The sequence below is a fragment of the Polynucleobacter sp. AP-Latsch-80-C2 genome (assembly GCF_018882185.1).
Classification (GTDB): domain Bacteria; phylum Pseudomonadota; class Gammaproteobacteria; order Burkholderiales; family Burkholderiaceae; genus Polynucleobacter.
This window is the reverse complement of record NZ_JACVOY010000007.1, coordinates 78,682-98,861: the sequence shown is the minus strand read 5'-3', so window position 1 is coordinate 98,861 and position 20,180 is coordinate 78,682. Positions and strand designations below refer to the sequence as shown.

The 20,180-nt window shown below is 42.6% G+C and carries 24 protein-coding genes; 11 read left to right on the top strand and 13 right to left on the bottom strand.

The window, feature by feature from the left end:
* Window positions 1-200 precede the first annotated feature (200 nt).
* The 7 genes from ICN47_RS09110 (at window position 201) to ICN47_RS09080 (ending at window position 7,950) form a co-directional block, all read left to right on the top strand.
* The gene (locus ICN47_RS09110; RefSeq protein ID WP_216219620.1) at window positions 201-1,208 is read left to right on the top strand and encodes a 4-hydroxythreonine-4-phosphate dehydrogenase PdxA; all 1,008 of its coding nucleotides are present in this window, start codon (window positions 201-203) and stop codon (window positions 1,206-1,208) included.
* 12 nt (window positions 1,209-1,220) lie between these two features.
* On the top strand, window positions 1,221-2,168 hold the full coding sequence (locus ICN47_RS09105; RefSeq protein WP_255538982.1) for an alpha/beta fold hydrolase: 948 nt from the start codon (window positions 1,221-1,223) through the stop codon (window positions 2,166-2,168).
* 28 nt (window positions 2,169-2,196) lie between these two features.
* Entirely contained in the window at window positions 2,197-3,165 is a 969-nt protein-coding gene (locus ICN47_RS09100) for a tripartite tricarboxylate transporter substrate binding protein (RefSeq protein WP_216219619.1), read from the top strand.
* A gap of 38 nt (window positions 3,166-3,203) precedes the next feature.
* Window positions 3,204-4,181: a tripartite tricarboxylate transporter substrate binding protein gene (locus ICN47_RS09095; protein ID WP_216219618.1), complete on the top strand. Its 978-nt coding sequence runs from the start codon at window positions 3,204-3,206 to the stop codon at window positions 4,179-4,181.
* A 95-nt stretch (window positions 4,182-4,276) separates the two neighbouring features.
* On the top strand, window positions 4,277-5,335 hold the full coding sequence (locus ICN47_RS09090; protein ID WP_216219617.1) for an AbrB family transcriptional regulator: 1,059 nt from the start codon (window positions 4,277-4,279) through the stop codon (window positions 5,333-5,335).
* 233 nt (window positions 5,336-5,568) lie between these two features.
* Complete coding sequence (locus ICN47_RS09085; RefSeq protein ID WP_216219616.1) at window positions 5,569-6,930, top strand: cytochrome ubiquinol oxidase subunit I; 1,362 nt, start codon at window positions 5,569-5,571, stop codon at window positions 6,928-6,930.
* Between the two features lie 3 nt (window positions 6,931-6,933).
* A complete protein-coding gene (locus ICN47_RS09080) occupies window positions 6,934-7,950 on the top strand; it encodes a cytochrome d ubiquinol oxidase subunit II (protein WP_216219615.1) in 1,017 nt (338 codons plus the stop codon).
* Between the two features lie 122 nt (window positions 7,951-8,072).
* On the opposite strand, the gene ICN47_RS09075 is transcribed toward ICN47_RS09080, so the two are convergent.
* From ICN47_RS09075 to egtD, 6 genes are read right to left on the bottom strand one after another with little or no spacing between them, the layout of a single operon-like run.
* A complete protein-coding gene (locus tag ICN47_RS09075; protein WP_216219614.1) occupies window positions 8,073-8,729 on the bottom strand; it encodes a DsbA family oxidoreductase in 657 nt (218 codons plus the stop codon).
* A gap of 23 nt (window positions 8,730-8,752) precedes the next feature.
* The gene (locus tag ICN47_RS09070; RefSeq protein ID WP_216219613.1) at window positions 8,753-9,520 is read right to left on the bottom strand and encodes an ABC transporter permease; all 768 of its coding nucleotides are present in this window, start codon (window positions 9,518-9,520) and stop codon (window positions 8,753-8,755) included.
* Window positions 9,510-10,451, bottom strand: a complete 942-nt coding sequence (locus ICN47_RS09065; protein WP_216219612.1) for an ABC transporter ATP-binding protein — start codon at window positions 10,449-10,451, stop codon at window positions 9,510-9,512. The genes ICN47_RS09070 and ICN47_RS09065 overlap by 11 nt, the downstream gene beginning before the upstream one ends.
* Window positions 10,452-10,462: 11 nt before the next feature.
* Window positions 10,463-11,608, bottom strand: a complete 1,146-nt coding sequence (locus ICN47_RS09060; RefSeq protein WP_216219611.1) for a MalY/PatB family protein — start codon at window positions 11,606-11,608, stop codon at window positions 10,463-10,465.
* The gene (gene egtB / locus ICN47_RS09055; RefSeq protein WP_216219610.1) at window positions 11,598-12,812 is read right to left on the bottom strand and encodes an ergothioneine biosynthesis protein EgtB; all 1,215 of its coding nucleotides are present in this window, start codon (window positions 12,810-12,812) and stop codon (window positions 11,598-11,600) included. Before egtB ends, ICN47_RS09060 begins: the two co-directional genes overlap by 11 nt.
* A gap of 11 nt (window positions 12,813-12,823) precedes the next feature.
* The gene (gene egtD, locus ICN47_RS09050; protein ID WP_216219609.1) at window positions 12,824-13,771 is read right to left on the bottom strand and encodes an L-histidine N(alpha)-methyltransferase; all 948 of its coding nucleotides are present in this window, start codon (window positions 13,769-13,771) and stop codon (window positions 12,824-12,826) included.
* 95 nt (window positions 13,772-13,866) lie between these two features.
* On the opposite strand from egtD, the gene ICN47_RS09045 reads away from it, so the two are divergent.
* Window positions 13,867-14,148, top strand: coding sequence for a DUF427 domain-containing protein (locus ICN47_RS09045; protein ID WP_216219608.1), 282 nt, complete (start codon window positions 13,867-13,869; stop codon window positions 14,146-14,148).
* On the opposite strand, the gene ICN47_RS09040 is transcribed toward ICN47_RS09045, so the two are convergent.
* A complete protein-coding gene (locus tag ICN47_RS09040; RefSeq protein WP_216219607.1) occupies window positions 14,145-14,726 on the bottom strand; it encodes a histidine phosphatase family protein in 582 nt (193 codons plus the stop codon). The two genes, ICN47_RS09045 and ICN47_RS09040, sit on opposite strands and share 4 nt — an antisense overlap.
* Before the next feature lie 148 nt (window positions 14,727-14,874).
* Here ICN47_RS09040 and ICN47_RS09035 point away from each other — a divergent pair, with 148 nt between their 5' ends.
* A complete protein-coding gene (locus tag ICN47_RS09035; RefSeq protein ID WP_216219606.1) occupies window positions 14,875-15,408 on the top strand; it encodes a superoxide dismutase family protein in 534 nt (177 codons plus the stop codon).
* 140 nt (window positions 15,409-15,548) lie between these two features.
* Here ICN47_RS09035 and ICN47_RS09030 read toward each other — a convergent pair whose 3' ends face one another.
* The 3 genes from ICN47_RS09030 to ICN47_RS09020 are packed head-to-tail and all read right to left on the bottom strand — an operon-like array spanning window position 15,549 to window position 17,589.
* Window positions 15,549-15,947 carry a dihydroneopterin aldolase gene (locus tag ICN47_RS09030; RefSeq protein ID WP_216219605.1) on the bottom strand — a complete coding sequence of 133 codons (399 nt, stop codon included), beginning with the start codon at window positions 15,945-15,947 and terminating at the stop codon, window positions 15,549-15,551.
* 9 nt (window positions 15,948-15,956) lie between these two features.
* Window positions 15,957-16,967: an NAD(P)/FAD-dependent oxidoreductase gene (locus tag ICN47_RS09025; RefSeq protein WP_216219604.1), complete on the bottom strand. Its 1,011-nt coding sequence runs from the start codon at window positions 16,965-16,967 to the stop codon at window positions 15,957-15,959.
* Entirely contained in the window at window positions 16,960-17,589 is a 630-nt protein-coding gene (locus tag ICN47_RS09020; RefSeq protein WP_216219603.1) for an alpha-ketoglutarate-dependent dioxygenase AlkB, read from the bottom strand. The genes ICN47_RS09025 and ICN47_RS09020 overlap by 8 nt, the downstream gene beginning before the upstream one ends.
* A 66-nt stretch (window positions 17,590-17,655) precedes the next feature.
* Here ICN47_RS09020 and ICN47_RS09015 point away from each other — a divergent pair, with 66 nt between their 5' ends.
* Window positions 17,656-17,931, top strand: coding sequence for a hypothetical protein (locus ICN47_RS09015; RefSeq protein WP_255538981.1), 276 nt, complete (start codon window positions 17,656-17,658; stop codon window positions 17,929-17,931).
* Between the two features lie 60 nt (window positions 17,932-17,991).
* Here ICN47_RS09015 and ICN47_RS09010 read toward each other — a convergent pair whose 3' ends face one another.
* Genes ICN47_RS09010 through ICN47_RS09000 form a run of 3 tightly spaced genes read right to left on the bottom strand, consistent with a single transcriptional unit; the run spans window position 17,992 to window position 19,888 of the window.
* Complete coding sequence (locus ICN47_RS09010; protein WP_216219602.1) at window positions 17,992-18,360, bottom strand: DUF4149 domain-containing protein; 369 nt, start codon at window positions 18,358-18,360, stop codon at window positions 17,992-17,994.
* A gap of 18 nt (window positions 18,361-18,378) precedes the next feature.
* Window positions 18,379-19,239 (bottom strand): oxygenase MpaB family protein, encoded by an 861-nt coding sequence (locus tag ICN47_RS09005; RefSeq protein WP_216219601.1) that lies wholly within the window; start codon window positions 19,237-19,239, stop codon window positions 18,379-18,381.
* A 4-nt stretch (window positions 19,240-19,243) separates the two neighbouring features.
* On the bottom strand, window positions 19,244-19,888 hold the full coding sequence (locus ICN47_RS09000) for an LON peptidase substrate-binding domain-containing protein (RefSeq protein ID WP_216219600.1): 645 nt from the start codon (window positions 19,886-19,888) through the stop codon (window positions 19,244-19,246).
* A 133-nt stretch (window positions 19,889-20,021) separates the two neighbouring features.
* Between ICN47_RS09000 and ICN47_RS08995 the strand changes: the two genes are divergently transcribed.
* Window positions 20,022-20,171 carry a hypothetical protein gene (locus ICN47_RS08995; protein ID WP_216219599.1) on the top strand — a complete coding sequence of 50 codons (150 nt, stop codon included), beginning with the start codon at window positions 20,022-20,024 and terminating at the stop codon, window positions 20,169-20,171.
* Window positions 20,172-20,180: the final 9 nt, after the last annotated feature.

Below are 20,180 nucleotides of genomic sequence, written 5' to 3'. Positions count from 1 at the left end.
AGTGAACTTGTCCGCTTAAGTTTAAGAGTAACTCTTGCCTGGTCTGTTGCACTGCATTAATTAATCAGACGAATTATTTAGTGTTAAATTGACGTTTGCCTATAGCTAGAGAAAAAAGAGCAATTCGCAGATAGGTTCAAGTGATATATCAAAGTTTATTCATAGAAACAATTTAATAGTGATTCGCGATAGGAGATTTTATGAGTCAAAAGCCAATTATTGGCTTAATGCTAGGTGATGTAACTGGCATTGGTCCCGAGGTTGCAGTGAAACTTCTTGCAGACTCATCTGCGCACGAGCAAGCTCGAATCTTGGTGGTAGGAGATTTAAGGGTTCTTGAGGTTGGTATGAGCGATTCTAAAATTCAGCTGACTGTTAATGTTGTTGAAAATGTAGATGAGATCGACTGGTCAAAGCCAGGAATTCAAATGCTCGATTTGAAAAATATCGATCCTGCCGTTATCCCACGTGGTGAGACATCGATTGAGTCAGGCCGGCTTACTGGTGAAACGCTTAAGGTTATGACTGATTTAGTGCATGACGGAAAGATAGATGCTGTTTGTTTTGCCCCTCTCAATAAAGGTGCGCTCAATAAGGGTGGCTGGAAGTATCGAGATGAGCATGAAATGTTTGCCAAATGGAATGGCCATGAAGGCTATTACGGCGAAGTTAACTTAATTAAATTATTTTGCACATTCCGAGTTACTTCACATGTCAGCCTTCGTCAGGCGGTTGATCTAGTCATTCCAGAGAGAATTGAGGGGGCGCTCAGATTGGCTCATGAAACTATGCGTGGTCTAGGAAAGGCAAATCCGCGTATCGGTGTTGCTGCTTTAAATCCACATAATGGCGAAGGTGGTTTATTTGGCAGTGAAGAGATTGAGATTATTCGGCCTACTCTAGAGCGCTTACGCCAAGAAAATCTTCCTTGTGAAGGCCCATTTCCATCAGATACCGTTTTTTTGAAAGCGCGTGCAGGCGATTTTGATGCGGTGGTGATCATGTATCACGACCAAGGCCAAATTGCGACAAAGTTACTTGGCTTCTCAGAGGGGGTAACTTTGACGGGCGGTTTGAAAACTTTGTATACAACCCCATCCCATGGAACTGCATACGATATTGTAGGCAAAGGTGTTGCAAACGTTGGAGCTATGAAAAGAGCATTTGATGTGATTGCTAACCTTGCGACAGCAAGAAAGAATCAATAAGAAGAACTTCATATGTCTAGAAAAAAAATACACACCCCTACTGATGTCGAATCTTTAGAGTTTGATGAACTCATTCCTTACACCCAAAAGTTAATGGAAGGCTTTAAGCCATTTAAGCTTCCAGGCGATGGAGTCAATATTAATGGCGTTATTGGGGGTAGCGGACCACCTTTACTATTAATACATGGCAATCCACTAACGCATGTAACTTGGCATAAGGTGGCGCCAACCTTGGCTAAACACTACACGGTAGTAGCTATCGACCTTCGAGGTTATGGCGATAGTGATAAACCGTTGGGCGGTGGAGATCACTCTGCATACTCATTTCGCACTATGGCAAATGATGCTGTCATGGTGATGAATCAGCTTGGGTTTGACCAATTTCCAGTAGTGGGTCATGACAGGGGAGCTCGGGTTGGTTTCAGGATGTGTTTAGATCATCCCGAAAAAGTCACTAAATTTATTCCCTTAGATATTGTGCCTACACATGAGGTGCTTAATAACGTAACTATGGGATGGGGACTTGAGTCCTACCACTGGTTTTTTATGGCGCAAAAAGAACCTTTCCCTGAAAAGTTAATATGTAGCGATTTAAATTATTACATCAATTACAAATTAAATAAAAAAGGGGTTGGTTTAAAAATCTTTACACCTGAGGCGCTTGCTGAGTATGCTCGATGCACAACCCCGGAGCAAATTCATGCTATTTGTGAGGACTACCGTGCGACGGTCTCCATCGATCTGGAAATGGATACCGCAGATCTAGGTAATAAAAAGATTGCCTGTCCCGTAATGGTTCTATGGGGAAGTAATAGCCATTGTGGGCGACACTTTAAGCCGATTGCTGCTTGGGGAAAATGGGCTGATGAGCTCGAGGGTACTGATATTCCTACTGGGCATTACCCGCAAGAAGAGCGACCAGATTTGATTTATAAAGCCATTCGATCTTTTATTGGATAAGTTATTAATCGCATCACTTAAAGCCAATATGCTCATTAGACTCTTGCTTGTTTTCTTCCTCTATTGTTTTGCCTTGCATGTTGATGCGCAGGAAGTTTATCCAAGCAAACCCATTCGCTTATATGTCGGCTTTGCACCTGGAGGTGGTACAGATATTGCAGCAAGAATCATTTCGCCTTATCTCTCTAAGGAGTTGGGCCAGCCAGTAGTGATTGAAAACAAGCCCGGTGTAGGTGGTAATATTGCTACAGAAATTATTTCTAAATCGCCGCCGGATGGGTATTTGATTATGCTCAGTTCGGTGGGCCCTCTGGCCTATAGCCCTCATATTTTTAAGCTTGGGTATGACCCATTAAAAGATTTAACCCCGATAGGATTAGGTGTGACCTCCGGTAATGCATTAATCATTAACCCTCAGCAGTTAAAGGCAAAAACATTGGCCGACTATGTGGCTATTGCTGAAAAAACACCAGGTGGATTAGCATATGGCAGTTCAGGTGCTGGAAGCGGCGGGCATTTGGCCGGAGAGTTATTTGCAGCAACAGCAAAAATTAATTTAGTTCATATTGGTTATCGTGGCGGCGGCCCTGCTATTAATGATTTGCTCGGCGGTACTGTTCCTTCCCTCTTTGCAACAATCATTACGGCTAAGCAATTAGTCGAGTCTGGCAAGGTAACTGCATTGGCTGTGACAAGTCATTCTCGCTCTAAAGCATTGCCCAACGTTCCAACCATTGCTGAGTTAGGGTATCCAGGTTACGAGGCTGCAAACTGGTACGCATTTATTGCACCCCCAAAGACACCCGCAGCAATAGTAAATAAACTCAATAATGCAATCAATAAAGCACTTAGAGATCCTCAAATAAAAGAGCGTTTGTTACAACAAGGGCTGGATCCAACACCATCTAGCCCTGAGGAGATGGCAGTGTATCTCAAAAAGGAATACACACTTTGGGGTGGCGTGATCGCTAAGGCTGGTATTAAGGTTGATAACTAATTTTCAGCATGACCTTGTAGGTTAGATATTTCTAAAAAATGGGTGCAACAATTATGGTTCATCGGTACTACCCCTTTTTATTATTGACATTTTCATTACTATTTTCAACAGTTAATGTGTTGGCCGCTGAATTTCCTATAAAGCCAATAAAGATCATTGTTCCTTTTTCGCCGGGCGGTGGTTCAGATGTCATCACCAGATTATTAGCGGAAAAAATGGCTGCAGATTTGGGCGTTTCTGTGCTGGTAGAAAACAAGCCAGGAGCTTCCAGCATTATTGGTACCGATGCAATGGCAAAGTCTCCGCCGGATGGCTATACGATTTTGATGACCAATCGTGCCATCACAGTAAATCCATGGTTATTTAAGCTGCCATACGATACCGCAAAACTAACCCCAGTTACTCAGCTAGTAAGCTCCCCTTTATTGTTAGTATCCAGTACCTCAGCTCCCTTTACTAATCTTAAAGAACTGATTGCTTACGCGAAGGCAAATCCAAAAAAAGTCAGTATTGGAAATTCTGGGGTTGGTCAATTACCTCATTTGGCTGCTGTTTTATTTGAGAAATCTAGTGGTTCTGAAATCACGATGGTTAATTACAAGGGTAGCGGGAGCTCGGTTACTGATCTTATCGGAGGTCAAATTGATCTTTCATTTGGGACTGTTCCATCCTTTATGCAGCAAATTAAAAATAAGACGCTTATCCCTCTTGGGGTTTCAAGCTTGACTCGTAATGCAGCTTTACCATCCACTCCAAGTATTAGCGAGATTCTTCCTGGATTTGAGTTATTAAGTTGGTTTGGATTTTTTGCCCCTCCAAATACTCCTAAGCCGGTTGTAGATCGGTTGTATCAGGCGATCAATAAAGCCTTTATAAATCCTGAATTAAAAACCAGATTAAATGATGAGGGCTTGGAAATCACAGCTTTAAAGCCTGAGGCCTTCAGCAAAGTATTTATGGCAGACCTTGCTTATTGGCAAAAATTTGTTAAAGAAAATAATATAAAAGTTGAGTAATTACTATTTCAAATTTTTTCTCATCACTGCCTGTAAATCTAATTCGCATGATTGCTTGAGTTAAACCGCCTACTAAAAGTATCTAAATTAGAGAAATGAATTTACGTTTTACTCAATTTAGCACCCCAATGTATTGGAGTGCATTGCTTATATTAAGCATCTTACTTTCATTCTGTTTAAATCTAGGTCATTTTCCTGCTGCAATTTTGCTAGCTTGTATGTTTTCTGCTATTTTGTTATCCACTCATGGGGCGAAGTTGTTTATTCCAAAGTGGTATTTTGCGTTAGCCCAGGGCGTTATCGGTTGCTTAATGGCTCGTAGTCTACAGCCGCAGGCGCTTAATGCCCTTGTACATTATTGGCCTATTTTCGTGATCGTATCCTTAGCTGTATTTTCAGCTAGCGTGGGATTGGGGTGGCTCTTGATGCGTCGAGGTATTTTTCCTGGCAGTACCGCTGTTTGGGGCTTAGCTCCTGGAGCCGCCGCCGCAATGGTGATGATGGCAGAGTCTTATGGGGCGGACGTACGATTGGTAGCTTTCATGCAATACCTACGTGTGGCTATGGTTACCACAATCGCAGCAATCATTGCCCACTTTTACACGTCAATGGGAGTGATGCAAGTATCAATCCCAACTCATTGGTTTGTAGAGGATGGCTTAAACTTGGCAAAAACCTTGATTATTGCAGTAGGTATTTCGACAGCGGCATATAAGTTGGCTATACCAGGTGGCTCAATGTTCTTACCCATGATGCTAGCAACTGCATTGCAGTATTTTGGTTTGCTTGTCATTGAGTTGCCATTTTTATTATTAACTGCCACCTATGCGATCATCGGGTGGAGTATTGGATTGCGTTTTAATAGCGCTATTTTGAAGCATGCATGGCAATCATTACCCCAAGTATTGATTGCGATCAGCGCTTTAATAATATTGAGTGGATTGATTGCTATTGGATTATGGCGTTTGGCAGATTACGACTTATTTACCTCCTATTTAGCATCAAGCCCAGGTGGTGCAGATTCAATTGCAGTCATCGCAGCTACAACTACTGTAGATACTAGTTTTGTAATGTCTATGCAGTTATCTAGGTTTTTATTTGTTTTAATATTTGGCCCCATTGTTGCAAAATTTGTAGCGACCAAAATGGCATAAATTTGCGACATTTAATCAGTTCTGACCCTTAACTTCCAAATACGCTCCTTTGGTCCCAGGTTCAAGTCCTGGTGGGCCCACCAGAAAAGCAAACCCTCATCAGTAATGGTGGGGGTTTTGTTTTTGGGTAACCTTTCCAGGGTTAAGAGCTTGCTTTGGAGTAGGGGGATTAATCCAACGCAATGGTAAATTTAGTGCCACAATAAAACTTATCACTTTCATTGGGATATACCGTGCTTGATTCGCTGATATATAGCCGCATTCAATTTGGTGCAAACATTTCCTTTCATATTTTATTCCCGACAATTTCAATTGCATTGGGCTGGTTCCTCTTTTATTTCAAGATTCAACACAACAGAACTGGATTGGATTTCTGGCAAGAGGCATACCAATTCTGGATAAAAATCTTTGCCCTGACTTTTGCTTTGGGTGTCGTGAGTGGTATCACGATGAGTTTTCAGTTTGGTACAAACTGGCCCGGCTATATGGAAACAGTTGGTAATATTGCTGGCCCATTATTGGCTTACGAAGTCTTAACAGCGTTTTTTCTGGAGGCAACTTTCTTGGGCGTCATGCTCTTTGGTGCAAAGCGTGTTTCGCAACGGGTGCATACGTTGGCTACCTTTCTAGTAGCCTTTGGTACTAGTCTTTCTGCTTTCTGGATTATTGTTTTAAATTCATGGATGCAAACCCCTCAGGGGTTCATCATGATTGATGGCAGGGCACATGCCGCTGATTGGATGGCCATCATCTTCAATCCATCAATGCCTTATCGCCTTGGGCATATGTTATTAGCCTCCTTTCTGACGGTGTCATTTTTCTTGGCTGGTATTTCTGCTTACCGTTATCTACGTAATGGCCGCTCGCAAGCCAATGTGGTTGTGATGAAATTGGCTCTTACTATCGCAGCGGTTTTAATACCGCTACAAATCATGCTTGGAGACCAGCATGGCCTTAACTCCCTTGAATACCAGCCAGCAAAGCTAGCCGCTATGGAGGGTATTTGGAAGGGCGGCTCTGGAGTACCTGCAGTGATCTTTGCGGTACCTAACCAACAAACTCATGCCAATGACTATGAGATCAGCATTCCTAAGTTGGCATCGTTGTATTTAACCCATAGCTGGGATGGCGAGGTCAAGGGGTTAAATGAATTCGGAGACAAGATTCCTCCTGTTGCGCCTGTATTTTTTGCCTTTCGGATTATGGTTGGCGTTGGCGTCTTAATGCTCTTCTTTTCATGGTTAGGTCGTTGGATGTTGCGTCAAAATCGACCTCTACCAAAGTTGATGGCTAAGGGCTTAGTGTTGATGACCTTTTCGGGTTGGGTTGCGGTCTTGGCTGGTTGGTATGTAACTGAAATTGGGCGTCAACCATATTTAGTTACTGGAGTGCTCACAACCGCACAAGCCGCAACCACTTTGCCAACAAGTATGGTCTTTTCTACCCTCTTTGCTTATTTAATTCTTTATGTGGGTTTATTGTCCGCTTATATTTGGGTTGTTTTTTATCTCGCTCGTCAGGCCGACGATAAAGATAATTCAACTGCACTGCTTGAGAAAAAATCTAAATCCTCATGGAGCCCCTTTAGGACCTAAGCTATGACATCCATTGACCTCACCCAGGCATCAATCTGGCTCCCACTCTTTTTCTTTGTGGCTATGGGCATTGCTATGCTGTCTTACGTGGTACTCGATGGCTACGACCTAGGAATTGGAATGCTGCTTAATCGAGCTTCAGATCATAATAAAGACATGATGATTGCATCGATTGGACCATTTTGGGATGCCAATGAAACATGGATCGTATTAGGTGTTGGTTTATTGTTAGTTGCGTTTCCTCTAGCCCATGGGGTAATCCTGACGGAGCTCTATTTACCTGTGGCAGCAATGTTAATTGGATTAATTTTGCGAGGAGTCTCATTTGACTTTAGAGTTAAGGTCAATATTGAGCAAAAGCCACTTTGGAACTTATTGTTTTATATCGGCAGCCTAATTGCTTCTGTCTCTCAGGGCATCATGATCGGTCGGCTGATTGTGGGTTTTGATTCAGGAATTCTGGGTTGGGTCTTTTCGCTGCTAGTTGGGATCTGTTTGCCAGCAGGTTACATTCTTCTCGGGTCAACGTGGTTGATCTTAAAAACTGAGGGACAACTTCAGCAGCAATCTTTTCGATGGGCTAAAACCAGTTTATGGCTTACTGGATTTGGAATTGCGTTAGTCTCTGCTGCCACGCCGTACTTCAGTCCTGAAATCATGCATAAATGGTTTGCTTGGCCACAAATTCTGTGGCTCTCCCCAATTCCCATTGCGACCGCCATACTGTTTTTCCTTGCCAACCAGTTTATTTGCGCAATAGAAAAAGGCTCTAGTAAGAGGGAGTGGTTGCCATTTGCCTGTGTCGTCGCTATTTTTTGGTTAGCATTCTTTGGTATCGCTTATAGCATCTTCCCATACGTCATTATTGGGAGGATGACCTTGTGGCAGGCTGCCGCCGCAACAGAATCGCTCTGGTTTATTTTTTGGGGTGCAATCATTGTGCTGCCAACAATCCTTGGGTACACACTTTTTTCATATCGAATTTTTAAGGGCAAGGCTACTCCGCTTACTTACTATTAGTGCGTCAGTGCTCTGCTTATATGACTCAATTCTGAGTCTTCCCAAGCAATCCTTTAGTCTTTGGTTAAGCGCTAGTGGACTCTCTAGAAAAATAAACCCTCATCAGCAATGGTGGGGATTTTTTAACTCTTTTGGATTAGCTGTTCAAATGCATTGATGAATGACTCAGGGGGCTGAGCCCCTTGCAAAAGGTATTGATCGTTAAGAATGATTGATGGCACTGAGCTGATACCTGCGTTGATATATAGAGCTTCTGCTGCGCGGACTTCATTAGCAAATTCCTTGCTCGTCAGTACCTCTTGGGCCCTGTCCTGATCTAGACCAGAACGAGTTACTGCATCTAGTAGGTTTTTCTGATCATCCAAATTAACGGCTAAGCAAAAGTAAGTATTGAGCAATTCTTTTTTGAGAATAGCTTGTTTTTCAAGTCCAAACTCTTGTCCTGTCCAATGCAAAAGACGGTGAGCATCAAATGTGTTGTAAACCCTTTTGCGACCCTCTGGATGAAACTTAAATCCTGCTTCCGACGCTTTGAGCCGAATATTGGCCTGGTTGGCTTTGACTTGCTCTACAGTTAAGCCATATTTTTCAGTGAGATGTTCAATCGCATCTTGACCGCCCAAAGGCATATTGGGATTGAGCTCGAAAGGGTGAAGGTGCACTTCAAAATTCGCTTTGTCGCTTAACTGGGTAATTGCTTGATTGAGATTACCTAGACCTACAGCACACCATGGGCAGGCTATATCGGATACATAATCTATTTTGATGGTTGGTTTCATAAAACTTATTCTACAGAAGCCCATCACTTTTTAAGGCGATAGCCTGTTTTAAATATCCAAATGACTACCGCAACCGATATCACTAAAAAAGCGATGGTCATCGCAAGGCTAACCAAAAGCGGAACATCTTCTATTCCGTAAAAGCTCCAACGAAAGCTACTAATCAAATAGACAACCGGGTTGAGTAAAGCGACTTTTTGCCAGAAAGAAGGCAAGACAGAAATTGAATAGAAGCTTCCACCCAAGAAAGTTAAGGGTGTAATGATGAGTAAAGGCACTACCTGAAGTTTTTCAAAGCCATCAGCCCATACCCCAATAATAAAACCGATCATGCTAAAAGTGATCGAGGTGATTACTAGATAGAACAGCATCCAAAAAGGGTGATCGATTTGAAGTGGGACAAAAAAAGCGGACGTCAAAAGAATGATCAGTCCCAAAATGATGGATTTGCTCGCAGCAGCACCAACATAGCCAATGACAATTTCTAGGGGTGATATCGGTGCAGAAAGTATTTCATAAATGGTTCCGCTAAATTTTGGGAAGTAGATTCCAAAAGAGGCATTAGAAATGCTTTGAGTCAACAGCGAGAGCATGATGAGACCGGGCACAATAAATGCGCCATAAGAAATGCCTTCCATCTCCGTAATGCGTGAGCCTATCGCTGAGCCAAAAACAATAAAATAAAGGGAAGTAGAAATAACAGGGGCAACAATGCTCTGCATTAAGGTGCGACGAGTTCGAGCCATTTCAAACTGATAAATAGCCCGAATACCATAGTAATTAAGCTTCATGGGTAGTGGCCTCTGAATTTATAAGATTGACAAAGATTTCTTCAAGAGAGCTTTGCTTCGTGTGCAAGTCTTTGAAAATGATTCCTAGCTTAGCTACATTTTGGAGTAGCTGTGCGATATTAATTTCTCCATCCTTGGAGTCAAACCGGTAGGTGAGCTCATAACCATCTTCCGAAAGACTTAGTCCTGTTAATTCAAGCTCCTTTGGAATGCGCTGTAATGGATTTTGCAATTCAAGAGTGAGCTCTTTTTTACCTAACTTATTCATTAAGGCCAATTTATTGTCTACCATAATCAGTTCGCCGCTACGAATGATTCCGATGCGGTCTGCCATCTCCTCAGCTTCTTCAATATAGTGGGTTGTGAGAATGACGGTGGTGCCATTGTCCTTCAGAATTTTGACTAAGTTCCACATATCCTTTCTGAGGCTAACATCAACACCAGCAGTAGGTTCATCTAGAAAAAGGACGCTGGGTTCGTGAGAGAGGGCTTTGGCAATCATGACTCTGCGTTTCATGCCACCAGATAGGGTCATAATTTTGTTATTACGTTTATCCCACAGAGATAGGTCTTTCAGAATTTTCTCGATCAGAGCTGGATTGGGCGCTTTTCCATAAAGACCACGACTAAAAGTAACGGTATTCCAGACGGTTTCAAAAGAGTCGGTTGAGAGCTCCTGGGGAACGAGGCCAATTAACTCCCTTGCCTCGCGGTAATCACCAATGATATTTTTGCCACCAACTAAAACCTGACCACTGCTAGGGCTGACAATGCCACAAATAATGCTGATTAAAGTTGTTTTTCCTGCGCCATTTTGACCGAGTAGCGCAAAGATTTCGCCTTTAGATATCTCTAAATTGATATTTTTTAAAGCCTCAAAGCCAGATTGATAGGTTTTGTAAAGATGAGAAATCGAGAGGATATTGTTCATATTGGGCATTCCTAATTGAGATTTGCGGCACTGGACTCAATAATATTCAGGGCTTGAATGAGCCGAGCTTTTTGCGTTCCAAAGTTCAGTCTGACAAATTGATTTTGGCCAAATTGCTGACCAGGAGAGGTGGCTAAGCCAGCATCTAGAAAAAGCTGATGGGGGTTCTGATGATCAAGCTTGCTACAGTCAATCCATGCTAGATAGCTTCCCTCCATATTGCCAATACTTAACCCATCAATACTAGCAATCTTGCTACGAATTAAATCTCGATTGTCTCTCAGGTACTGAATTAACTCTAGCCTCCAAGGCTCACCATCTTTGATTGCTGCCATTGTTGCGGTATAGGCTAATAAAGATGGAGGGGCAATCGTTTCATGAAGGCCAACTTGTATTGCATTACGTAGGACCGGGTTCTCCGCTACGGCCCAAGCAAGACCTATTCCTGGAAAATTAAAAGTCTTATTTAAAGACATTAAGGTTATGGTTTTATTGGAAATCTCTTTGCTAATGCTAGCAAGCGGAATGTGTTTTTTATTTTCATCTAGTACGAGGCCTGCATGGATTTCGTCTGAGCAAATCCATAAATTATTCTGAATACAAAAATCCCCGAATTCTTTTAGCTCCTCTTTAGTAAATACGGTAGAGCCTGGATTTTGGGGATTGCAGAAGAGGGCTAGCTTTGCCCGATTGGTATTGAGATTTTTTAATTCATTGCTGGGCAGTACCCAGCGATCATCCTTCAGTTGAAGCTGCATTTCTTGAAATGATCGCTTAGCACTAGAGCAAGCAAGTCGCAGGTGATGGTAAATGGGGTTAGGTATCAGTACTTGCTCATCGGCTTTTGTTAGCTGCTGGACGGCTGTATAAAGTCCAGAGACAACGCTAGGGAGGATCACAATCCAATCAGGATCTACTTGCCATTGGTATTGCTCTTCAAGGTAGTCCGCAATCATCGTATTCATTTGATGAGGGCTATGGGTGTAGCCGTAAATACCCTCTTTGACTCTATTGCTCAGCGCTTCAATGACACAGGGCGGAGATTTAAAGTCCATGTCTGCCACCCACAAAGGCAACACCGCTTTGCTGTTAAAGCTATCCCAGCGAATAGAATCCGTATTTAGACGATTTGTAGGAGTATCAAAATCAAATACCATCTTTAGCCAGTCTCAATCCTGTCATTTGCCAGCGTGTATGGGTAGGAAAGAAATTACGATAAGTTGTTCTAGAGTGACCCGAAGTTGTGTACGCGGAGCTTCCTCTTAAAACCATTTGATTCACCATGAATTTACCGTTGTACTCTCCAGCAATGCCACTCCAAGGTTGATAGCCTGGATAAGCTGAGTAGTTGCTGCTTGTCCATTGCCAGACAGCTCCAAATAAGTCATTCACTAAATCTGCTTGATGTTCTGCAACAGACTCCCATTCAAATTCGGTGGGTAGGCGGGAATTGGCATAGCCATCCAGGTTTTTACTTGCCCAACGTGCGAAGGCTTCAGCTTCAAAATAGCTGATATTGCTAACTGGCTTTGCAGTATCTAAAGGGGAATTGCCATTAAGAGAAAAGCGCCAATATTGATTTTTAAGATCCCGATTCCAATATAAGGGTGCATTGATTTGTTCAGCTTGGACCCATGACCAGCCTGCATCTAGCCACCATTTAGCATCCTGGTAGCCGCCGTCTTCGATAAAATTTAGCCACTGCGCATTGGTTATGAGCTCGCTAGCCAGGGAATATATTTGGTTATAAGTGCTGTGACGCGGTGATTCGTTATCAAAATGAAAGCCATCACCCTCGAAGCCGACCTCTACAAGACCGGGTATGCCTTTAACCCATTTAGCATCAGCCCGAGAGGACTGTAGATCTAAGTGGTTTGATGAATACGCTGGTAATAAGGAGTTTTGAAACAAGAGATGCTGAATATCAGTTAGTAACAGTTCTTGATGTTGTTGTTCATGATGAATTCCCATCTGGACTAACGACTGGAGTTCTGAGGATGTGTTGCTCTGCAGAAGGGCGGTAATTCTATTCTCAATATTGGTGCGCCAATCTAGCACTTCTTTTAAGGAAGGTCTGGTTAGTAGCCCGCGGTGTTTGCGAGGGTGTTTGTCGCCCACACCGTTGTAGTAGCTGTTAAAGAGAATGGCAAATTGCGGATTCCAGTATTGAAAGTCATTTTCAAAGGGCTTGAGAATCATGACCTCATAAAACCAGGTGACATGGGCTAAATGCCACTTTGCAGGGCTTGCATCTTCCATTGACTGTGCCTGGCAGTCCTCTGGGCTTAGGGGTGCAATGAGTTCGACAGAATGCTTTCTGGAGCGAAGAAATTGATCAAGAAGTGAGGCTGTAGAAATCATTTTTTAATGTTTTAGCAAGCGTAAATCACTGCGAAATAGTCTTTAGGATCCGTCCAGATTTGAGTCTTATCGAAGCCGGCACTTTTTAGCAATTGCTTGATCGATTCAATAGTGTACTTATGAGAATTTTCAGTGTGTATGAGATCACCCTTTTTAAATTCCCTAGAATTTCCCGGCCACGTAACGATCAAGTCTTCTAGGGCTTCAAGATAGAGCTCAACCCTATTTTGGACATGATTAATTTGAACTTTATGGCGAAATTGGTCAACCCTGAAATTAGATCCTAGAAGTGAGTTAATGGACCTGAGGATATTGAGGTTGAAAGCGGCCGTAACTTTCAGGGGGTCATCATATGCCGCCATCAGAACAGCGTCTTCCTTCATTAAATCAACGCCAATTAATATCCCACCCTCATTGGCTTGACTCTTGATTTGACGTAGCAGCTCAAGCGCTTCGGAATTAAGAAAATTACCAATACTAGAGCCAGGATAAAAGAAGGTTCTGTTAGAAGTAGCAATAGATCTGGGGATTAAAAGTTGCCTGGAAAAATCCATGCCAATACATTGCATGTTGATATGAGGGTATTTTCCCTGAAGTTTATTGACTGCCTCTTGTAGAAACTCTTCAGAAAAATCGATCGCAAGATAACTTGAGGGTTTTAGCGAGTTAAAAAAGGATTCTGCTTTTTGGCAATTTCCAGCACCCAAATCAATCAAATTACCGCCGACTCCTACTGCATCAGCAATTTGATGTTGGTATTGTGTGAAGATGCTCTTTTCAGTATTGGTTGGATAGTATTCCGGCAATAAGGTTATCGCTGTAAAGAGATGCGAGCCCAAGGGGTCATATAAAAACTTTGGAGAAATAGAAGGCGATTGCGAGAGAAGACCCATTTCGATCTCAGGAGTAAAGTCGTGATCAATGATTGGGGTATCTTCTGAAATAGTAGGTGTTTGCATGAATGATTTATTACATTAAAGGCATTAAGGCGCTTACTCTTTATACAGCATAAAAAATAGATTTGCTTTATGCTAAATCCTTACAAGGAGATGTTATGAAGGCTATTTGGAATAATGAAGTTTTAGCTAATTCAGATGAGACTATTGTGGTAGAGGGTAATCACTATTTTCCGTCTTCCAGTTTGAATATGCAATTTTTCAAGGAGTCAGACAAACATACTGTTTGTTCCTGGAAAGGTACCGCTAGTTATTACGACGTAGAGGTCAATGGCCAATCAAATAAAGATGCAGCTTGGTACTACCCAGAGCCCAAATCAGCCGCAAACAATATTGCTGGATATGTTGCTTTTTGGAAGGGTGTACAGGTAGTCGGCTAAAAACTTGGACTTGGGTAGATTTGTTGTGAGATGTGTTTCCCGTTCTTATCCACTTTGACTAAAACCATATCTCCAACATTAATTACCTTTCCTGTGTAGGCCTGTATATTGACGTGGTGGGTTACTAAAATCAGAGGTGTCTTGGGATTTTCATTTAGCTGAGTTTGAATTAGTTTTTCTAGAGCTTGGGTTTGTTGCTTTTCAAGACGCATATCGTCAAAGAAGGACGCTAGCGCTGGAGAGGTGGTAACTGCACCTTTGTTTAATAATTTTGCAGTATCAAGGCAGCGGCACCAGACGCTACTGATGATGTTTGCAGAGTTAATTCCCTGACTGCTCAGCCACTGTCCTAGGATGATTGCCTGCTTTCTGCCTTTATCACCTAAATTCCTTTGAGTCGAGCACTTGTCCAATTGATAGCCCGCAGGATCCCCATATCCTGGAGCATCAGCATGACGCATGAGCAAGACATGCTGTCCGTCATTTAGTGCGTTCGCAAGATTTGCTTTTGCGGGAAAGGCAAATAGACCGACCAAAAAGCCTACTAATAAAGTGGTAATTATGTTCCGTAATTTCATGGCTTTATGTGTTTAAAGTGGTTCAGTACATTAAAGATTTTTAAATAATACAGAGTTCATAGGCTTGAGCTAATAGCTAAGCACAAGCGGTTTATTTGTGTCACACTGAAAAAGCTATTTCACCATAACAAAAATGAAGGAGTCATCTATGAAACTCAGTAAAAAGCAGCTCTTGCTCACTCTATCTGTAACCGGTTTATTCTCGCTGGTTGCTTGCCAATCGATGGAGCAGGGTGCCGGTCAAAAAGCGAGCTCCACACTAGATTCAAAATCTGGCTCACAAGCTAAAGGTGAAGTCACTCTTGTTTGGCAAGGCCATGATGTATTGATTAACGGAAAATTCTCTGGCTTGAAACCAAATTCAGAGCAAGGTTTTCATGTTCATGAAAAGGGAGATTGCTCTGCTCCTGATGCTACAAGTGCTGGCGGACACTTCAATCCTGAAATTAAAATGCATGGCGTGCCTGACAGTGGTATGAACCATGCAGGAGATTTGCCAAATATTAAATCTGATGCAAATGGCAATGCTACGTATTCTGCTAAGTTGCATGGTTTTGCAGTAAACACTGGGCCAACTGGAATTATTGGTCGTTCTGTTGTAGTGCACAGAGACCCTGACGACTATAAATCTCAACCTGCTGGCAACTCTGGCCCTCGCATTGCCTGCGGCTTGATTCAGTAGTAGGCAAAGATGCGGACACCAGTTTTTGCGCTGATTAAAGTTTTTAATCTAGTCACTCAGATGTTTGGGGTGACTAGATGAGGCTTATTAACAAGATTCGTGAGTTTTATGATGAGATTGTCAGTTTCATCAGAGCAAATCTACGCTGAAGTTCTGGGACTTCTAAAGCGATTCAAGGTTGAAGAATCTACTGAGAGTCTCACGCCGAGAGATCCTGATCCTGCACGTACAGGTAATTTTCGCAGGCCAATATCTATTGCCTTAATTTCGGAATAACTTGCACATGCCTCAACGATGCGGGTGATGAGTCTTTCTTGGGTTTCATAATGACCATCGCCTGCAAGTCTATCAATTTCAATGACTAGAGGATCGTAATCAAAAACATTTGCCATAAGGTCTTGTGATACCAGAACCAGTTTTGCATCAATCCAAAGCGTTAAATCTAAAACATGTTCTTTGGGAATGATTGCGCCTGGCCCATATGTGCCAATTTGAGTTTGGAGTTTAAGATCGCGTAATTCAATCGATGCTAAAGACATTTCTAGGCCTTATTCATTAGATGAGGTTGTATGGATACTAATTTCATTTGCTAATTTAAAACCGCTCAACCAAGCGCCCTCTACCCTACCGCCATGAAGCCAATCCCCACAAAGGCCCAGTTGAATGTTGTCAAAAACTGTAAAACCAGGATTTGTCCCCAAGTAGCCGCTCGCATAGCGCCAGCGATGAATAGAGAGCTGCGCATTTTGGCAATCCAAGCCCAGTCCCTTAGCGCATTCCAGAATGCGTTTTCCAGCCTCGTCCTTATCTAGCTCAATCCATTGTTGGCTCCACTGCGGATTGGCATGAATGGTCCAGGTCTCTAAACCTTCACGTCCCAGTTTTGAATTATTCCTGGCGATCCAGTTGATCATTTGGCCATTGATAAAAGCAGCATCAAAAGGGATGTTTTGCTTTTCCGCAAAAGAGGCCATTACCGTCCAGCATCCAAATATATCGACCTTATTTTTTTCTGCGATGGATGGATCTACCAAATTGGTGAGAGTAAAAGTTTGAGGCGCAGGCAGTGCCAATATTAGGTAATCAAATTGCTGTTCTATATTTCCTGTCTCTAGGCTGCGCAGACACCATTGGTTATTTTGACGAAAAATACTATTAATGGTTTTGCCAAATTCGATAGATAGATTCTTTGCTAAATATTTACCAGGAGAATTCATGCTGGGAATGCCTACATAGCGATTCTCGCTTGAAGAACTTTCTCTCCACTGGCTGTCATCATAGGCTTTTAAGCGCGGATGCCATTCTGCTGCTACGCCAGCGCTGATCCAAGTGTTGAGTTCCTGAATAAAAAGAGGATCTCTCGCTGTGAAATATTGGGCGCCATGATCTGCGGACCAGTTGTCGCCATTGCGAGTGCTCATGCGACCACTCGGACCTCGACTTTTTTCAAACAATTGGACTTGAAAACCGAGTGCTTTTAGCTCAGTAGCGCAGCTCAATCCAGAAATTCCGGCGCCGATGATTGCAATAGAGGTCTCTTTTGACTGATGCTTACTCATTGCTGCTAGTGATTTTTCTAAAGGTTAAATTGATGCGAGGCGCATGAATGGTTTTGGTTTTGAGTAGCGCATGCTTCCAAAATTCTTGAGTTGGCGCACGCATGATGAGGGCGCTGCCATTTTCTAGGTAAAGAGGAACGGTGGTCTTATCCTCCTTATGCCTAAAGGCAAACTTACGTGGTGCACCAAGACTTAGTGAGGCAATAGGTGCGCTTGCATCAAGCTCTTTTTCATCATCACTATGCCAACCCATGCCATCGTCTCCATCATGATAGAAATTGAGTAGGCAAGAATTAAATTCTGATTGGGCAAGCTCTTCTAAATGTCTTTTTAGAGCCAGTAATTCCGTAGTCCATGCCTGAGCTTGCTTTAATACTCCAGAGTAGGTGTAAGCGCAATTTGGATCACCAATCCAAGCTACCTTACGACGAGTAACTACTAACTTGCCAAACATCATGAGCCGATCTGCTTCCCATTGGAGTGACTTTTGTAGCTGATTCATTAAGAGGGCGCTTTCTGGCCCGCTGATCAATTTTGGGTAGTAATGAACAAGCCCATCCTTAGGTAATAGATTTTGATCCCAAAGATCTGAGTCGATGTTGAATAAGGAGTCTTGAATCATTGAAGGGTGAGAAGGGCACAAGCACTAAATGAATAAAAACCCTAGAATATCCTCAAATCTACTTTTATGAATTTAGGGCACCATGAACCAATATCGCTATGCATCCTGCAGTACGCTGAATATTCAGTTCAAGAAGGTTTTGGTATGAAGACTCCCGATAAACGCTGTTGTGGATCCGGTGTTTGCATCATTAATGATGCAGGGGAATGCTGGTGCGGGCAAGTCTGGGATGGTGAAAAAATGGCCGCTCCTAGCTTAAATCTAAAGTCGAAGACTTCCCAAGATCAGAACCTGAGCCCTGAGAAGCCTGAGCCTGAGCCTGAGCCTGAGCCTGAGCTATAGCGCTTTACTTCAAATAAGCAAAATCTAGTGGGATAAAGGCTTCTCGCTTGTTCACGATAACTAGAGTAAAAGATAGATAAACACAGCCAGTTGAAAAAGATTAATACCAACGCTAGCACCATGCAGCCAATGAAACTGCTTGGTCTGTCCAGTGTCTTTAGCATGGTTGATTTTCTCCGTGAGATAGAAGAGCGTAAATGCAAAAAATGCAGCGCAGATAGCAAGCAAAATTTTGCTTATTAAGTCAGGGGCAGTAAAAACACAAATGATGGTGATAGTGCCTAAGCTGGCGTAATATTTAGGAAAAAAGTTTCTAACGTATTTGCTAGACCATTCGACGGGAAGCACTTTAAAAACTGTAGGCGCTACAACGACTGTGAAAAATAGCATGATGCCAACCATGCCAGATATGAAGTAACTCGTAATCATGATTATTTTCTGGGTTAATTATCCGTACACTCTACGAAGTGAGTGGGCGGCCACCCCATCTCTAAGAGCCTCACGTACTGGTATTGCAATGAAATCGATGCTCTTTTTTACCGCCAAGCGCTCAAGATAGCTAGGAATTGGTTTTTCAATCAAAGGGTATGCCCAGTTAGGTAGATTCAAAATGCCGGCGCGACTAATTAGCTTAATAAAGGGTTTGGCGGCGAGATTACTTGGAAAGTTTTCTAATAATGCGAGAATGCTTCGCGCGCGCTCTCCAAAATAAAGCTCTGGAATATAGCTTTCGATTGCATCGTTTGTACCGGCATAAGTGATTGGTAAATCTTCAGCGCCCATCCTTTTCCCAATAGAGCTCATCTCTAAAAAGTATTGGTCTTTATCTTGAGGGCTAAGACTTTCTTTTCGATAGTCTTCATAGGCACTCATAAAGCTGCGAGTCTCAGTGAGATGTACCCAGGAAAGTAAATGCGGATCTGTAGCAGAGTAAGCCTTACCAAATTCATCAAAGCCTGTAATTTTTGTATGGATTAGGTTTACTTTTTCAATAATCTTATTTGCCATTTCTACAGAGCCGTAGGTGGTGGCGGCTATAAAAAATGCCGTTCTTCCTAACCTACCCTTTAGGTCTTCTCTAAAGCTAGAGTGATCCCAGACGCCTGCTAAAGCTTGTGGATGTAGCGCTTGTAAGATGAGCGAACTAATACCGCCAATCATCATGGAGATAAAGTCTGCATGCACTTTCCAGGCAACTGATTCAGGACCAAATAAACCTCGATCTCCTTTGGGTACAAGGAACGCTACAGGAGGGCCACCTCCGCCAACCATCTCCCGTATCGTTTTGCGAATAAGCTCATCTAGCATGGCATTAATGCATCATGAGGTTTCTTAAATCGTCATCCTCAATGATTTCGGTAATAAGATCGAGTCTGATTCTGGGATTAGTTTGTGCCAATAGATGATTCTTTTGGGCCAATGAGATTGGCAGAAGCTCGGCAAGACGATTAGAAACCCAGCCACAATCATCAACTTTAAAAGGCTTCTTAAAAGGCGCCTCTCCCAATAGGTTTTCGCTTTGAATGACCGAGATGATTTCATCAAGTAGCTCAGCAACTTTTTGATGCTCTTGAGGAATCGGAATGAGAGGGTCGTTTTCTAAAAGCTCAATTTCACCCATCCAAAGTCCATTAAGCTCCTGTTTGCTATTGATGAGCTTGAAGCGTTGTGTCCCAAATGACCTAGTCATATAGAGCGCTGGCTGGACAGGATCAAAGTCTTCAATTTGAGCCAGCGTGCCAATTTGGGAAAAAGATAGGGACACATCTTCTTCGTTTGCATCTGAATTTTTGATAATGCTCACTACGCCGAATTCAGTTTTTTCTCGTAAGCATTGCTTAATCATATCGAGGTAGCGGGCCTCAAAGATCTTTAGGGCAATCACACCATCTGGGAAAAGTACGGTACCTAGTGGAAATAAAGGAATTTTTCGGGGTGTTAAGGTGGAATATGTCATCTATTGAATGTAATGGATTTGCCCTATCTTTGCTGATGTGGAATGAGGGCTAAATACCCCCACTGTTTTTTCTTCTGGCCAGCAACAAACCGCATTTACGTATACATTTGAGGCTTAATACTTGGAGACTCAAATGATTCAAAAACTGCGTATCAAGCTTGCACGCTGGATTCTAGGAAAACATTGCGCTTGCTATCAAATGGGTTATCACAATCTGGTCGATTTTCAACAGCGTAGTGCCGACCAGATCGCCAAAGCTCAAGAGCGCAATAAGATTCAATAAAGATTGTTT

What these genes read in the sequence shown, in the direction of transcription:
- ICN47_RS09110 (WP_216219620.1), top strand. Translation starts at nt 201, where the DNA reads ATGAGTCAAAAGCCAATTATTGGCTTAATGCTAGGTGATGTAACTGGC.
- ICN47_RS09105 (WP_255538982.1), top strand. Translation starts at nt 1,221, where the DNA reads ATGTCTAGAAAAAAAATACACACCCCTACTGATGTCGAATCTTTAGAG.
- ICN47_RS09100 (WP_216219619.1), top strand. Translation starts at nt 2,197, where the DNA reads ATGCTCATTAGACTCTTGCTTGTTTTCTTCCTCTATTGTTTTGCCTTG.
- ICN47_RS09095 (WP_216219618.1), top strand. Translation starts at nt 3,204, where the DNA reads ATGGGTGCAACAATTATGGTTCATCGGTACTACCCCTTTTTATTATTG.
- ICN47_RS09090 (WP_216219617.1), top strand. Translation starts at nt 4,277, where the DNA reads ATGAATTTACGTTTTACTCAATTTAGCACCCCAATGTATTGGAGTGCA.
- ICN47_RS09080 (WP_216219615.1), top strand. Translation starts at nt 6,934, where the DNA reads ATGACATCCATTGACCTCACCCAGGCATCAATCTGGCTCCCACTCTTT.
- ICN47_RS09075 (WP_216219614.1), bottom strand. Translation starts at nt 8,729, where the DNA reads ATGAAACCAACCATCAAAATAGATTATGTATCCGATATAGCCTGCCCA.
- ICN47_RS09070 (WP_216219613.1), bottom strand. Translation starts at nt 9,520, where the DNA reads ATGAAGCTTAATTACTATGGTATTCGGGCTATTTATCAGTTTGAAATG.
- ICN47_RS09065 (WP_216219612.1), bottom strand. Translation starts at nt 10,451, where the DNA reads ATGAACAATATCCTCTCGATTTCTCATCTTTACAAAACCTATCAATCT.
- ICN47_RS09060 (WP_216219611.1), bottom strand. Translation starts at nt 11,608, where the DNA reads ATGGTATTTGATTTTGATACTCCTACAAATCGTCTAAATACGGATTCT.
- egtB (WP_216219610.1), bottom strand. Translation starts at nt 12,812, where the DNA reads ATGATTTCTACAGCCTCACTTCTTGATCAATTTCTTCGCTCCAGAAAG.
- egtD (WP_216219609.1), bottom strand. Translation starts at nt 13,771, where the DNA reads ATGCAAACACCTACTATTTCAGAAGATACCCCAATCATTGATCACGAC.
- ICN47_RS09045 (WP_216219608.1), top strand. Translation starts at nt 13,867, where the DNA reads ATGAAGGCTATTTGGAATAATGAAGTTTTAGCTAATTCAGATGAGACT.
- ICN47_RS09040 (WP_216219607.1), bottom strand. Translation starts at nt 14,726, where the DNA reads ATGAAATTACGGAACATAATTACCACTTTATTAGTAGGCTTTTTGGTC.
- ICN47_RS09035 (WP_216219606.1), top strand. Translation starts at nt 14,875, where the DNA reads ATGAAACTCAGTAAAAAGCAGCTCTTGCTCACTCTATCTGTAACCGGT.
- ICN47_RS09030 (WP_216219605.1), bottom strand. Translation starts at nt 15,947, where the DNA reads ATGTCTTTAGCATCGATTGAATTACGCGATCTTAAACTCCAAACTCAA.
- ICN47_RS09025 (WP_216219604.1), bottom strand. Translation starts at nt 16,967, where the DNA reads ATGAGTAAGCATCAGTCAAAAGAGACCTCTATTGCAATCATCGGCGCC.
- ICN47_RS09020 (WP_216219603.1), bottom strand. Translation starts at nt 17,589, where the DNA reads ATGATTCAAGACTCCTTATTCAACATCGACTCAGATCTTTGGGATCAA.
- ICN47_RS09015 (WP_255538981.1), top strand. Translation starts at nt 17,656, where the DNA reads ATGAATTTAGGGCACCATGAACCAATATCGCTATGCATCCTGCAGTAC.
- ICN47_RS09010 (WP_216219602.1), bottom strand. Translation starts at nt 18,360, where the DNA reads ATGATTACGAGTTACTTCATATCTGGCATGGTTGGCATCATGCTATTT.
- ICN47_RS09005 (WP_216219601.1), bottom strand. Translation starts at nt 19,239, where the DNA reads ATGCTAGATGAGCTTATTCGCAAAACGATACGGGAGATGGTTGGCGGA.
- ICN47_RS09000 (WP_216219600.1), bottom strand. Translation starts at nt 19,888, where the DNA reads ATGACATATTCCACCTTAACACCCCGAAAAATTCCTTTATTTCCACTA.
- ICN47_RS08995 (WP_216219599.1), top strand. Translation starts at nt 20,022, where the DNA reads ATGATTCAAAAACTGCGTATCAAGCTTGCACGCTGGATTCTAGGAAAA.